Raw genomic sequence first — 12,455 nt, 5'->3', positions numbered from 1 at the left:
GCCTAGATGAGTCTCATCGGGGAGTTCGTTCTGGACACGCCGATTCTCCAGCAGGCACTCTCCTCCGAACCCGGCGTCGTCGCCGACGTCGAGTTGATACAGACGGACGAGGCGGGCGTGATTCAGCTGTTCGTCTGGGTGACGGGAATCTCCGCGGAGGAGTTCGCCGCCGCCGTCGACGACGACCCGACGGTGACCAACCTCACCCCGCTCGTCGACGTCGACGACAAACGCCTCTACCACCTCGAATACACCGAGTACGGGCACAGTTTCTCGGCGTACCCGGCAGTGGTCGAACTGGGCGCGATGAATATCAACATGACGTGGGAGGACGGCGTCTGGCAGATTCGGATGCGGTTTCCCGACCGCGAAGCGCTCCAGGCGTACTACAAACAGGACCTCGACGTCGACGTGACCCGTCACCTGACGGCCGTGTACAGCGAGAGCGGCGAGTTGCCCGGCGAGTCGTTCGGTCTGACGGGGCCCCAGCGCGAGATTCTCGTACGGGCGCTCGACCGAGGATACTTCGAGGTGCCGCGGCGCACGACGCTGAGCGAACTCGCGGAGGAGATGGGGATCTCCGCACAGGCGGCCTCGGTTCGCCTCCGACGCGCCCACAAAACGTTCGTCCAGAACGGACTCGCCGGCGTCGACTGGAGTGACCGGGAGTTAGAGTATATAAATGATTGAACAGTCAACCGAGGATGCTACACAGTCTCTCATTACATATGGAGTATGGTCGGAGAGGTCGAATCGATGGAACACTCGAGCACCGAGGACAGCGTCGACGCGGACGGGCGCGCGAACGACGCACCTGGAACATCAGAGGCATGGTATCGCCCGGGTGAGTCCCTCGACTTGAGTGTCACTATCCTCGGCGCTGTCGCCGACGCGGCGGGCGTAGACCCGCTGCACAACGAGTTCTCCCCGCTCTACGACAGCGTCGACGTCGACGCGCTCGAGACTGCACTCTTCGGCCCTGATTCGCGACGGCCGCGAGACATCCGCGGCGAACTCGCCTTCGATTACGAAGGGTTCGAGGTCGCCGTGAGAGCGGACGGGCGAGTCAGCGTCAGTGCACGAGATTGAGCGGAGCGACCGGAGGCACCCCCAATCTGTCTCCGTTCATCACAACACTGACAGACGCGACGACCGCATCAGACATGGCTGGCTGACCCACGTCACTGGGTAGAGTTCGACTTCGGGAGACGTTGAGATCGCTCACGGTGCGTGACAGAGCACGTACCGTCCGTTCTCCCACCACCTTCTGCGTCACATCAGAGCACGAGCAACGGATGTCGGCGGGGAGCGAACGGAGTAGGCGGACCGACGGGAGTCGCTTCGTTTCTCGTGGGCGACTCGCACCGCTACGCGATGCTCGTCGGGTGGTTCGTCGCAGAAGCGGGCTGGGAGGGAGTTGAACCACGGTCGTTTCGCTCGCTGGCGCTCGCTTCACTCCCTGATTCAACACCTCCTGTAGCGTTTTCACTGCTCACTCGGTTCGCAGGAAAACGGGCTGGGAGGGAGTTGAACCACCGAAACTTCGGTCGCTTCGCTCCCTCGTTCCGTAGTTCAACTCTCTCCGGAGTCGCTTCGCTCCTCGTGGGCGACTCGCACCGCTACGCGATGCTCGTCGGGTGGTTCGTCGCAGAAGCGGGCTGGGAGGGAGTTGAACCCCCGACCGTCTGGTTAAAAGCCAGACGCTCTGCCTAACTGAGCTACCAGCCCTCGAACTGAGTTACGCGAGAGCGCTGAAAAGTGTTTACATCGGCGGCCGCCCGACAACGCGGCGAAACCCTCGGGCGTCCGAACGCTTAGGCGGGGGGGCGTCGTCGGTGTGGGCATGAATCTCCAGACCTTCACCGAGGAGTTTCTCCGTTTCGACACGACCGACTGTCGGGAAGCGGCGGCGCAGTCGTGGTTCCGCGAGCGACTCGACGAGTTCGGCTTCGAGACCGTCGAGTGGCACGCGGACGCCGACCGTCTCGCCGAGCATCCGTCGTTTCCGGACGACCCCGACGACATCGTCGTCGCCGACAGACCGAGCGTCGCCGGCGTGCTGGAGTTCGGAAACCCCGACGCCGGACCGACGCTCGTACTGAACGGCCACAGCGACGTCGTGCCCGCCGAAGACGAACTGTGGGACAGCGACCCCTTCGAACCGACGTGGAACGGCGACGACCTCACCGCCCGCGGCGCGGTGGACATGAAGTCGGGGGTCGCCGCCTGCGTGTTCGCGGCGCTTGACGTGCGCGACGCCGTCGAAAACGGGGAACTGGCACTCGACGGTCGAATCGTCGTCGAGAGCGTCACCGGCGAGGAAGACGGGGGTATCGGAGCCGCCGCGGCGGCGCTCGACAACCCCTACCCGTTCGACCGCGACGCCGCCATCGTCGCCGAGCCGACCGACCTGACCGTCGTCACGGCGACGGAGGGGACCGTGATGAAGCGTCTCCACCTCACCGGGCGGTCGGCGCACGCGGCGACGCGGTGGGTCGGCGAGTCGGTCCTGCCGCACTTCGAGCGGATTCGTCACGCCTTCGAGGAACTCGAAGCCGAACGCGGCGAGCGCGTCCACCACCCGCTGTACGAGGAGTTCCCCGTCCCGTGGCCCATCTGCATCGGCCGCGTCGAGGCCGGGTCGTGGTCCTCGACGGTTCCGGCGTCGCTGACGGCGGAGATTCGCATCGGCGTCGCTCCCGGCGAGACGGTGGACGAGGTCGAGGAGGAGTACGAGGCGCGCCTCGCGGAGGTCGTCGCGGAGAGCGAGTGGCTCACCGAACACCCACCCGAGTTCGAGCGGTTCACCATCCAGTTCGAGTCCGCCGAAATCGACGCCGACGAACCGGTCGTCGCGGCGTTACAGGCCGCGATGGGCGACGCGGGGTTAGCCGATACAGAAGCCCGCGGCGCGACCTACGGCGCGGATTCGCGTCACTACGTCGAGGCCGGTGTCCCGACCGTCGTGTTCGGACCGGGGACGATAGAACAGGCGCACTTCCCGAACGAGACGATCCACTGGCCGGACGTGGAGACGGCGCGGGCGACGATTGCGATGGCGGCGCGGCGGTACCTCGCGGAGAACTGACGGGGCTACAACTGCGGGGGCTACTCGTCTCCGTCGCGGAGGTACGCGACGAGCGCGTCGCTCAGCACGTCGTCGGGCGACCGGTCCGACAGCGACGCGCGACGGCGGAGTTCGACGTACGCCTCCGGCGGCAGCGAGACGGAGATGTGTCCCAGTTCGATTCCGCGCTCGCGGAGGGCGGACTCGACGCTCTCGCCGTCGTTGACGGCGCTGGCGAGGCGACGGACCTCGCGGACGGTGAGGTCGCCGTCGAGCGTCGCCCACGCGAGCGCGAACCGCGCCTCGCCGGAGACGCGAGCGATGTGCTTCGCCGCGGTGGGCGCGATGTGGCCGAGGGCGACGTGACGACGAACCGACCGCGGGAGGTCGTGGACCCGCGCCCACTTGCGGATGAACGCGACGGAAACGTCGCCGCCGGCCTCCTCGGCCGCCGCTTTGTACGACCCGACGCCGCGGACGAGCGCCGCACACGCCGCGGCACCGCGGAGCATGTAGACGTTGTCCGCGCTGCCGACCGTCGAGTCGGCGAACTGACGCACCGTCTCGGCGGCGTGGGCGACGCTCTCGGGGTCGTCGGGGTCGAAGCCGACCGCTTCGCGCGCCCGCTCACCCGTCACCGCGGGGTCCGAGCGGACGACCGGTTCGCCGACGGGCGAGGTGCGGTCGGCCTCCGAGGGCGGCACGTTCGACGTCGGGTCGTCTCTCATCTACGGTCCGTTGGGCGGGGTCGGTCAAAAGCGTCCCGTGCTCTGGCCTGCGGGGTGCGATACCGACAGGTCGGGATATCGACTACGGGCGGCTGTCGGCGGAGCCCTGGGATTCGACGGTGCAGAGAACGACGGAGCACTGGGGGTCGGCGGCGCAGAGAACGACGGGGCGCTGGGAGTCGGCAGCTCATTGTGGGAGTTTGAGGAGGATTCGAGTCAGTCGTCGGCGTTCTCGGCCGGGCGGGCGTCCGCCTGCGCTCGGCGTTCCGAGAGGTGTTCCCAGATTTCGGTACAGCCGGCGCCGTCTTCGAGACCCGAGAAGTGGTCGTCGTCGTCGTCGGTCGGGCGGTCGGCATCGGTCGGGCGGTCGGCGTCGGTCGGGCGGTCGGCATCGGCCGGGCGGTCGGCGTCGGGCGTCCTCTTCTCGGAGTGCGCCGGGTCACTCATCCGCCGCATCGACCTCCTCGTACAGTTCGGGGGCGACGTCGGCGGACGCGTGTTCTCGACGGGTCGCGTCGTCGTGGAGATTCGTCACAGTACCCATTGAGAGCGTCGACCGAATAAGGGCGTCTTCGGTAGTAAACCGTGCCAGCACTCCCCGATACGGGAACCGGTTGCCGCTATTTCTGACGGCCGAAACGGGATTGGCCCGCCGCAGTCTCGCGATTGTTCGCGCACCGTCCGTCGTGGGGATGTCGGAAGCTTGCATCGACCGACGTAGACAGGTATCCGAAGGCCGAACGACGGATAGTGACCGTCTCGCTTCGCATCCAGGACGACGGCGCGTGGCTCTCCGTCGACGACCAACGACGCGTCGGCGTCGGAGAGCTCTGGCGCCTCTACGACCCCGCTTTCTGCGACTGCGACCTCGCCGACGCGGTGGTCGAGAACCTCGTCGAACCCGGAATCGACGGCCGCACGGTCGAACTCCGAGCGGTCTGTCAGTGCATCGTCTGCGGCGAAAAGACGACGACCGACTGGTTGCCGGTCGGCCGCGTCGTCGACGGCGAGTGGCGAACTGTCGACCGTGACGGCCTGTTGCCGTCGAACGCGAGTCGACGACCGTGAGTGGGCAACATTATCCGCTTTCAGCGAGCACCGGGGATGGTTGACGGGGCAACGAGTGGTTTAGGCGTGTGGGCGATAGGGAACTCCAATGCCGACCGACGTGGAGCGATGGAAGTCCGAGGTGTACGGTAACGAGATACGGGAGCATCTGTTCGAGTTCGCCGAGCAGGGGTGGGAGTCGATTCCCGAAGACGAACGCGACGCCTGGTTCGAGCGCTTCAAGTGGTGGGGGCTGTACCACCAGCGAAACGGCCAGGAGAGCTACTTCATGATGCGCATCGGGACGCCCAACGGCGTGCTCGAGCCGGGACAGGTCCGCGCCGTCGGCGAGATCGCCGACGAGTTCGCCCGCGGCCCCGGCGTCAACCCCGAGTTCGGCGCGGCGTACGCCGACTTCACCACCCGGCAGTCCATCCAGCTCCACTGGATTCGCATCGAGGACGTCCCGGCTATCTTCGAGAAACTCGACGAACACGGGCTCTCCACGCAGCAGGCCTGCGGCGACTCCTGGCGGAACATCGTCGGTTGTCCCGTCGCCGGCAAGGACAAACACGAGCACGTCGACGCGCTCCCCGTCGCACTGGACCTCCACGAGACGTACAAGGGCCACGAGGACCACACGAACCTCCCGCGGAAGTGGAAGGTGTCGGTCACCGGGTGCCGCGAAGGCTGCGGGCAAGGCGACATCAACGACCTCGCGTTCGAGCCGGCGACGAAGAGCGGACGGAAGGGGTTCAACGTCCGCGTCGGCGGCGGCCTCGCCCGCAACGAACCGCGACTGGCCCGCGGCCTCGACGTGTTCGTCACGCCCGAGAAGGCCAGTGAGGTCGGCGGCGCTATCTCGGCGCTGTTCCGCGACCACGGCGACCGAGAGAACCGCTACAACGCCCGCGTCAAGTTCCTGATGGACGAGTGGGGCCCCGAGAAGTTCCGTCGCGTCCTCCAGGAGGAGTACGTCGACTGGGAGCTACCCACTGCGGGCGAGGACCTCCGCGAGGAGTACTCGTACAACTCCGGCTACGCGACGGGCGGTCACTCCGACCACGTCGGCGTCCACGAGCAGAACGACGGCAACTACTACGTCGGACTGGACGTGCTCGTCGGCCGGATGGGCGCGGCCGACGTGCTCGAACTCGCCGACCTCGCCGAGGAGTACGGCTCCGGCGAAGTTCGCCTGACGCAGCGCCAGAACGCCATCGTCACCGACGTGCCCGAGGAGAAACTCGACGACCTGCTCGCCGAGCAGTTGCTGGAGAACTACTCGCCGGACCCGCACCCGTTCATGCGCGGCTCCATCGCCTGCACCGGGACGGAGTTCTGCTCGCTCTCCATCGTCGAGACGAAGAACCGCCAGGTGCGCTACGCGCGCTGGCTGAAGGAGAACGTCGACCTCCCCGAGGGCGTCGAGGACTTCCACATCCACCTCTCGGGCTGCACCGCCTCCTGCGCGCAGCCCCAAATCGCGGACGTGAGCCTCCGCGGGATGAAGACGCGCAAGAACGGCGAGGCCGTCGAGGCGCTCGACATCGGCCTCGGCGGCGGTCTCGGCGAGAATCCGCAGTTCGCCGACTGGGTCGGCCAGCGCGTCCCCGCCGACGAGGTTCCCGGCGCGATAAGGAACCTGCTCGCCAACTTCGAGGAACGGCGCGAGGGAAGCGAGACGTTCCGCGAGTTCGTCGAACGCCTCGACGAGGAGGAACTCGCCGAACTCGTCGAACCCGAGGAGACCGACTACGAGGACCCGATGATGCACAACACGAAGCTCACGTGGTACCCGTACGCCGACGAGGACGAGATGGACGACAGCCCCGCGCCCGCGGAGGCCGACGGGACGCCGATTACGTCGGACGACTAGAACCCACCTTTTCCGCTGCGCGGACGGCTTCGCCGTCCGCTCGGCAAAAGCTCTCTTCGCGGTGAAACCGCGAAGGCTTAGCAGACGCGAAGCGTCTGCTCTCGGACCAAAAGCACCGTCAGAGCGGAGCTCTGACGAGCCCTCGTTCACTTCGTTCACGAGGACACCCGTCGCTCACTTCGGCGCGCAAAGCGCGCCGCCGTTCGCTTCTCGGCCCGCTCGCTCGTTTCGCTCGCTCGCGGTAGAGATACTCGTTGGCGGTTCTGTCAGAATCCTCAGCCCTTGATAGGAACCACGTGCTGTAGACAGGGGGTCGATTCGCGGAGAGGGGATTCCGAGGAAACTCCCCCTCCCTTGTATGACGTTGAAGTTATATAATTATCATTAGTGGCAAATGGCTTGCTCTCTCGTCGCGTCTCTAGGAGTGGTCTTACGATGACAGTGCACGTGAACTCGGCAGACGGTAGTACAGGTAGAGGCGTTCAAGGGCGATTTCACAGTCCCGTCTGCCGGTCTGACAAAGTGAGGGATACCCATGACCGCTAAGGATACCCGAGAGACAGAGGCCGCCTGGGACGAGATTGCTGCCGGCTTCGACGAGTACGCCACTCCTTTTACCATCTCTTTCGCGGAGACCGTGCTTCAGCGAGTTGACCTTCATCCAGGAATGCGATTTCTGGACGTGGCCGCCGGCAGCGGAGCGCTCAGTATCCCAGTGGCACGCCTCGGCGCAGAGGTAGTGGCGACGGACATCTCCCCCGCGATGGTGGAACTGCTCGTGGCGCGTGCGCAGAACGAGGGTCTGTCCAACGTCACGGCCCACGTTATGGACGGCCACGCCCTCGAGCTCGAGGACGATACCTTCGACGTCTCCGCATCGCAGAACGGTGTTTCACTGTTTCCGAACATGCAGCGCGGGCTGCGCGAGATGGTGCGTGTCACAAAGCCAGATGGTCGGGTGTTGATTCTAGCGTTTGGTCCGCCCACCGAGGCGGAGTTTCTCACCTTCTTCGTGGGGGCTCTGCAAGCGGCCGTTCCCGACTTCGATGGGCTCCCGATGGATCCCCCACCCCTACCATTCCAGGTGGCAGATCCCGAGAGTCTGCGTGAGCAGTTGGCCGACGCCGGACTGAACGACATCCGCATCGACACCGACGTGTGGGACACGGAGTTCCGGTCCGCCATGCATCTCTGGAACATGGTGATTAACAGTAATCCCATCGCCGCCTCGTTGGTCGCCGACCTCTCGCAAGAGCAGATATCCGAGGTTCAAAAAAATCTGGACACCAAACTCCGTGAACGCTCCAAGGGGAGCGGCCCCGCAGTTTTGACCACCCGGATGAATATCGGCATTGGGACGAAGTGAAAACGCCCTTATTGGCTAATTTTCGTCGTTACCTTCGGAGAACAGTCACCCGACGAGTCGGACGTTCGTCGCTTCTCCGACGACGACCCGTCACGCCCATTGTCGACCAAATACAAAGGCGAGTATGCCAGACCGACTGCTCCGCATCAACGCCTACACGACGTTCGACATGCTCGACGGCGAGGCGCACGGACACGAGTTCGAGGAGGAGGCGTTCGCCGTCCTCAACGTCACCGCGCCGAGAAAGAACCCCGACGCCGTCACGCTCGAACTCGAACTCGACAACACTCAGTTAGAGCACCTTCCAGCGCACGCCGACCGGGTGACGCTCACCGCCGACGAGGCGCGAACGCTCGCCGGAGAGTTGGAGAAGTACGCCGGACGCGTCGAGGCGGCGAACGACGGTGGAGACGGCGAAAGCGACGACTGAGTTCTCACTCCGACTTCCACGCGTCGCTCTCGGCGCGCTCGCGCCACTCCGTCTGTTGCCGTCGCTCGGTCACGTGGTCAAGACCGTCGACGAGTTCGTCGCGGACGGTCGCCTCGTAGTCGGTTATCTCCTGCAGGAAGCTCCGACGGAAGTCGCCGACGATTTCGTACGACCAGCGGTCGTCGAGCGCACCCGACGGGAGGTGTCGGTCCCGGAGTTCGTCCGCCAGTTCCTCGTGGCCCGCCGCGCGCAGGTGGTCTTCGGCGTCGGCCATGCGGTCCATCGCGTGACCGAGGTGGTGGTGGAAGTCGAGCAGCGCCCCGTACCCTCGGTAGACGTACTCGATACCGACCTGAAACTCGTGGAGCGCCTGTCGCTCCGCCTCGGAGATGTCCTCGTCGATGTCGCCTGCGTGTGGCATAGGATGGGTAGGACGAAACGAGGCAAAGTCCTTGGGCCGTACTGGTCCGCCGGCGGCGTCGCGAGGTGTCGGAAGATGTCGGAAGGTGTCGGGGAGCGTCGGCACGAAGCTATTTCAGAGACTCGTACGCAGAGAGAGGCATGGCCGACTCCACCGTCTACGACGAATCGGACGCCGACCTCGACGCGCTCTCCGGGCGCACCGTCGCCATCATCGGCTACGGGAACCAGGGACGGGCGCAGGCGAAGAACCTCCGCGACGCGGGCGTCGAGGACATCGTCGTCGGCAACCGCAGGGACGCCTCGTGGGACGAGGCCCAGGAGGACGGCTTCCCCGTCTACGAGACGAGCGAGGCCGTCTCCGTCGCGAGCGTCGTCTTCCTGCTCGTCCCCGACGAGGTCGCCCCCGCGGTCTACGAGGAGCACATCGAGCCGAATCTGGAATCCGACGACGTGCTCAACTTCGCCTCCGGCTACAACGTCACCTACGAGTACATCTCGCCGCCCGACGACGTGGACGTGGTGATGGTCGCGCCGCGGATGGTCGGCGCGATGGTCCGCGAACTGTACGTCGACGGCCGCGGCGCTCCCGCGTTCCTCGCGGTCGAACAGGACGCCTCGGGAGAGGCGCTCGACGTGGCGCTCGCCGTCGCCCACGGCATCGGCGCGACGCGCTCGGGCGTCATCGAGGGCGACTTCGAGACGGAGACGAAACTCGACCTGCTGACCGAACAGGGGCTCATCCCGGTCATCGCCAACGCGCTCATCGCCAAGTGGGAGGTCGAACGCGAGGCGGGCGCGCCGCCCGAGGCCATCCTGATGGAGCAGTACCTCTCCCAGGAACTGAGCCACATCTTCCGGAAGGCGGCGACGATGGGACTCGTCGAGCAGATGCCGCTGCACTCGATGACGAGCCAGTACGGTCAGTTGGCGGGAATCGACGAGTTCGACCGCGAACCGCTCCGGGAGTTCATGCGCGAGAAGATGGACGGCATCGACGACGGCTCGTTCGCGACGGAGTGGACGCTCCAGCAGCAGGCGGGCTACCCGAAACTGAAGCGCCTCTACAAGAAGTACCGCGACCACGAGATGATCGAGGCCGAGCAGACGACCATCGACGAGTTCGGCCTCGACGAACTCGACGACGCCGGCGACGCCGACGCGAACAACGCCGACGCGAGCGACGCCGACGAACTCGACGAGTCCGCCAACTAAACCGACCGAGGACGCGACAGCGCTACAACGTTCTTTGCGCTCGAAACCGTACGTGGAGTCATGACGAGAGACGACTGGACGGCAGCCGACGTGCCGCGACTCGACGGACAGACGGTGGTCGTCACCGGCGCGAACAGCGGCCTGGGATACCACGCGACGCGCGCGTTCGCCCACCGCGGCGCGCACGTCGTCATGGCGTGTCGGGATATGAAACGGGGCGAGGAGGCCCGAGGCGAACTCGCCGCGAGCCGACCCAGCGGCGCGCTCGAACTCCAGAAACTCGACCTGGCCGACCTCGACTCGGTACGGACGTTCGCCGAGACGTTCGCGGACGTCCACGACCGACTCGACGTGCTCTGCAACAACGCGGGCGTGATGGCGATTCCGCGCGGCGAGACCGAAGACGGCTTCGAGACCCAGTTCGGCGTCAACCACCTCGGTCACTTCGCGCTCACGGGGCTGTTGCTCGACCAGATGACCGGCGAGGAGGTGCGCGTCGTCACCCAGAGCAGCGGCGTCCACGAGAGCGGCGAGATCGGTTTCGACGACCTGCAGAGCGAGGAGTCGTACGACGAGTGGGGCGCGTACGCACAGAGCAAACTGGCGAACCTGCTGTTCGCCTACGAACTCCAGCGGCGACTGGACGACGAGGGGATAGAGAACGTCCGAAGCGTCGGCTGTCACCCCGGCTACGCGGCGACGAACCTCCAGTACCGCGGACCGGAAGCGAAGGGGTCCAGAGTCAGAAAGACGGCGATGCGCGTCGCCAACGCCATCTTCGCACAGTCCGCCGAGTGGGGGGCGCTGCCGATGCTGTACGCCGCCACCGAGGACGTTCCCGGCGGAAGTTACGTCGGCCCCGGCGGGCTGATGAACATGCGCGGCCACCCCGAGGTACAGGAGTCGAGCGAGCGCTCCTACGACGAGGTGGCCGCCGGACGACTCTGGAGCGTCTCCGAGGAACTGACCGGCGTCGAGTACGACTTCGAGGCGCTGGCCGACGCGTCGAGCGAGTGAACGGACGGGCCGGGCCACGCGGTCGAAATCGCTCGCCGACAACGCAGTGCAGATCACCCACCGTCGACACCACGAGCCGACTCCACGAGGATACAACGTACGTCGAATTGTCACTCTCCACCGCGGCGCACCGTCGTAAAATAGTGATTATCTCACCGAAAGTCTGCAAAGATTGATATACTCGGGCGTGGACTAATCGGTATGGCTCGACGGCACTCTCGACTGCGAGGGTTCTGTCCCTGCTGCGGGTTTCGGACGCTGAGCCGGGGCGAACGCGGGTCGTACGACGCCTGTGATATCTGCGCGTGGACCGACGATCCCGAGCAGTTCGAGTCGGTGACCGTGACTCGCGGCGAGAACCCCGACGCACTCGTCGACGCGTGGCAGAACGTGAGACGGTTCGGCTGGGCGGGACACGGGCAGCGCCCCGAGGACTTACGAGACCCGACGGTGCGCGACCAGCGCGACCCCGAGTGGCCGTATCGGGAAATACAGTGACGGCGCGGTGGCGCTCCGACGAAGCGCCCCGTCCGGCGGTATCGGCCGCGTCTACCTCTCACCGTCCGACACGCCGAAACCGACCGCTACTGACACGCGGGTAACCGGGTGACGCTCGCGTCAGCGAGTGTATTTCCGTTATCGGCGACTAGAGAGGAGCATGAACGACGACCAGTCGACGACAGAGCTCGAAGTCACCGCCGACTTACCGGACGCGCCGTTTCACACCGCCGGCGTCGACCACATCACCTTCGTCGGCAGCAACGTCGATGACACAGTCGCGTTCTATCGCGACGTGCTCGGCATGCCGCTGGTGCTGAAACAGCCGAACCTCGACGCGCCGCACGTCACCCACCTGTTCTTCGACACGGGCGACGGCCGGATGCTGACGTTCTTCGTCGAGGAGGGGCGGCAGTCGAACCGCGGTCCGCAGCGCACGCCGCTGGGCGGCGTCCACCACGTCGCCTTCCAGTTCGAACCGGAGCGCATCGAGGAGATAAAACAAGCTCTCGAGGAGCGCGGCCACCGCTACAACGAGTTCGACCGCGGCATCTTCCACTCGCTGTACACCACCGACCACAACGGGTTCGTCATCGAACTCTCCACCGACAAGTTCGAGATTCCCGACGAACACCGCGGCGAGGTGCTCGCGCTGGCGCAGAAAAAGCGCGTCGAGGAGGGCGCGGAGTACGCCGAAGGGAAGCACCTGAAGGAAGCGCTCGAAGCGCTCGGCCTGCCCGCCGAAGAAGTGAATCTTCCCGACGCCGGCTCCGGAGCGGGCGGACTGTAAC

14 protein-coding genes and 1 tRNA gene are annotated in these 12,455 nt (G+C 65.7%); 11 read left to right on the top strand and 4 right to left on the bottom strand.

The features are described from left to right. The first annotated feature begins 6 nt into the window (after positions 1-6). Together FCF25_RS00610 and FCF25_RS00605 are read left to right on the top strand one after the other, a co-directional pair. The gene (locus FCF25_RS00610; protein ID WP_117594285.1) at positions 7-690 is read left to right on the top strand and encodes a helix-turn-helix domain-containing protein; all 684 of its coding nucleotides are present in this window, start codon (positions 7-9) and stop codon (positions 688-690) included. 45 nt (positions 691-735) lie between these two features. Beyond that, on the top strand, positions 736-1,089 hold the full coding sequence (locus FCF25_RS00605) for a HalOD1 output domain-containing protein (protein ID WP_157972705.1): 354 nt from the start codon (positions 736-738) through the stop codon (positions 1,087-1,089). 565 nt (positions 1,090-1,654) lie between these two features. Here the strand turns inward: FCF25_RS00605 and FCF25_RS00600 are convergent. Next, positions 1,655-1,728, bottom strand: a tRNA-Lys gene (locus FCF25_RS00600). A 115-nt stretch (positions 1,729-1,843) separates the two neighbouring features. Here FCF25_RS00600 and FCF25_RS00595 point away from each other — a divergent pair. Next, complete coding sequence (locus tag FCF25_RS00595; protein ID WP_137046956.1) at positions 1,844-3,088, top strand: M20/M25/M40 family metallo-hydrolase; 1,245 nt, start codon at positions 1,844-1,846, stop codon at positions 3,086-3,088. 20 nt (positions 3,089-3,108) lie between these two features. Here FCF25_RS00595 and FCF25_RS00590 read toward each other — a convergent pair whose 3' ends face one another. Together FCF25_RS00590 and FCF25_RS00585 are read right to left on the bottom strand one after the other, a co-directional pair. Then, positions 3,109-3,795, bottom strand: a complete 687-nt coding sequence (locus tag FCF25_RS00590; RefSeq protein ID WP_137046955.1) for a hypothetical protein — start codon at positions 3,793-3,795, stop codon at positions 3,109-3,111. A 216-nt stretch (positions 3,796-4,011) separates the two neighbouring features. After that, positions 4,012-4,242, bottom strand: coding sequence for a hypothetical protein (locus FCF25_RS00585; RefSeq protein ID WP_137046954.1), 231 nt, complete (start codon positions 4,240-4,242; stop codon positions 4,012-4,014). A 303-nt stretch (positions 4,243-4,545) separates the two neighbouring features. Here FCF25_RS00585 and FCF25_RS00580 point away from each other — a divergent pair, with 303 nt between their 5' ends. The 4 genes from FCF25_RS00580 to FCF25_RS00565 all read left to right on the top strand — a co-directional run bounded on the left by FCF25_RS00580 (position 4,546) and on the right by FCF25_RS00565 (position 8,514). Next, positions 4,546-4,863 (top strand): hypothetical protein, encoded by a 318-nt coding sequence (locus tag FCF25_RS00580; RefSeq protein ID WP_137046953.1) that lies wholly within the window; start codon positions 4,546-4,548, stop codon positions 4,861-4,863. An 88-nt stretch (positions 4,864-4,951) separates the two neighbouring features. Beyond that, a complete protein-coding gene (locus tag FCF25_RS00575; RefSeq protein ID WP_137046952.1) occupies positions 4,952-6,718 on the top strand; it encodes a nitrite/sulfite reductase in 1,767 nt (588 codons plus the stop codon). 535 nt (positions 6,719-7,253) lie between these two features. Next, positions 7,254-8,084, top strand: coding sequence for a class I SAM-dependent methyltransferase (locus tag FCF25_RS00570; protein WP_137046951.1), 831 nt, complete (start codon positions 7,254-7,256; stop codon positions 8,082-8,084). A 124-nt stretch (positions 8,085-8,208) separates the two neighbouring features. Next, entirely contained in the window at positions 8,209-8,514 is a 306-nt protein-coding gene (locus tag FCF25_RS00565) for a DUF6360 family protein (protein ID WP_137046950.1), read from the top strand. Between the two features lie 4 nt (positions 8,515-8,518). On the opposite strand, the gene FCF25_RS00560 is transcribed toward FCF25_RS00565, so the two are convergent. Further along, positions 8,519-8,935 carry a hypothetical protein gene (locus FCF25_RS00560; RefSeq protein ID WP_137046949.1) on the bottom strand — a complete coding sequence of 139 codons (417 nt, stop codon included), beginning with the start codon at positions 8,933-8,935 and terminating at the stop codon, positions 8,519-8,521. A 140-nt stretch (positions 8,936-9,075) separates the two neighbouring features. Here FCF25_RS00560 and ilvC point away from each other — a divergent pair, with 140 nt between their 5' ends. The 4 genes from ilvC to FCF25_RS00540 all read left to right on the top strand — a co-directional run bounded on the left by ilvC (position 9,076) and on the right by FCF25_RS00540 (position 12,454). Continuing rightward, positions 9,076-10,149: a ketol-acid reductoisomerase gene (gene ilvC, locus FCF25_RS00555; RefSeq protein ID WP_137046948.1), complete on the top strand. Its 1,074-nt coding sequence runs from the start codon at positions 9,076-9,078 to the stop codon at positions 10,147-10,149. A gap of 60 nt (positions 10,150-10,209) precedes the next feature. Continuing rightward, complete coding sequence (locus FCF25_RS00550) at positions 10,210-11,166, top strand: oxidoreductase (protein WP_137046947.1); 957 nt, start codon at positions 10,210-10,212, stop codon at positions 11,164-11,166. Positions 11,167-11,367: 201 nt separating this feature from the next. Then, the gene (locus tag FCF25_RS00545) at positions 11,368-11,664 is read left to right on the top strand and encodes a CPCC family cysteine-rich protein (RefSeq protein ID WP_137046946.1); all 297 of its coding nucleotides are present in this window, start codon (positions 11,368-11,370) and stop codon (positions 11,662-11,664) included. A 160-nt stretch (positions 11,665-11,824) separates the two neighbouring features. Next, on the top strand, positions 11,825-12,454 hold the full coding sequence (locus FCF25_RS00540) for a VOC family protein (RefSeq protein ID WP_137046945.1): 630 nt from the start codon (positions 11,825-11,827) through the stop codon (positions 12,452-12,454). Position 12,455 lies beyond the last annotated feature (1 nt).

This window comes from Haloprofundus sp. MHR1 (assembly GCF_005155585.1).
Taxonomy (GTDB): Archaea; Halobacteriota; Halobacteria; order Halobacteriales; family Haloferacaceae; genus Haloprofundus; species Haloprofundus halophilus.
This window is presented reverse-complemented; position numbering and strand designations above follow the sequence as displayed.

Bases quoted from the DNA above. Each gene is read 5' to 3' on its own strand.
- ilvC (WP_137046948.1), top strand. From the start codon at position 9,076: ATGGCCGACTCCACCGTCTACGACGAATCGGACGCCGACCTCGACGCG.
- FCF25_RS00570 (WP_137046951.1), top strand. From the start codon at position 7,254: ATGACCGCTAAGGATACCCGAGAGACAGAGGCCGCCTGGGACGAGATT.
- FCF25_RS00605 (WP_157972705.1), top strand. From the start codon at position 736: ATGGTCGGAGAGGTCGAATCGATGGAACACTCGAGCACCGAGGACAGC.
- FCF25_RS00610 (WP_117594285.1), top strand. From the start codon at position 7: ATGAGTCTCATCGGGGAGTTCGTTCTGGACACGCCGATTCTCCAGCAG.
- FCF25_RS00595 (WP_137046956.1), top strand. From the start codon at position 1,844: ATGAATCTCCAGACCTTCACCGAGGAGTTTCTCCGTTTCGACACGACC.
- FCF25_RS00545 (WP_137046946.1), top strand. From the start codon at position 11,368: ATGGCTCGACGGCACTCTCGACTGCGAGGGTTCTGTCCCTGCTGCGGG.
- FCF25_RS00585 (WP_137046954.1), bottom strand. From the start codon at position 4,242: ATGAGTGACCCGGCGCACTCCGAGAAGAGGACGCCCGACGCCGACCGC.
- FCF25_RS00550 (WP_137046947.1), top strand. From the start codon at position 10,210: ATGACGAGAGACGACTGGACGGCAGCCGACGTGCCGCGACTCGACGGA.
- FCF25_RS00575 (WP_137046952.1), top strand. From the start codon at position 4,952: ATGCCGACCGACGTGGAGCGATGGAAGTCCGAGGTGTACGGTAACGAG.
- FCF25_RS00565 (WP_137046950.1), top strand. From the start codon at position 8,209: ATGCCAGACCGACTGCTCCGCATCAACGCCTACACGACGTTCGACATG.
- FCF25_RS00540 (WP_137046945.1), top strand. From the start codon at position 11,825: ATGAACGACGACCAGTCGACGACAGAGCTCGAAGTCACCGCCGACTTA.
- FCF25_RS00590 (WP_137046955.1), bottom strand. From the start codon at position 3,795: ATGAGAGACGACCCGACGTCGAACGTGCCGCCCTCGGAGGCCGACCGC.
- FCF25_RS00560 (WP_137046949.1), bottom strand. From the start codon at position 8,935: ATGCCACACGCAGGCGACATCGACGAGGACATCTCCGAGGCGGAGCGA.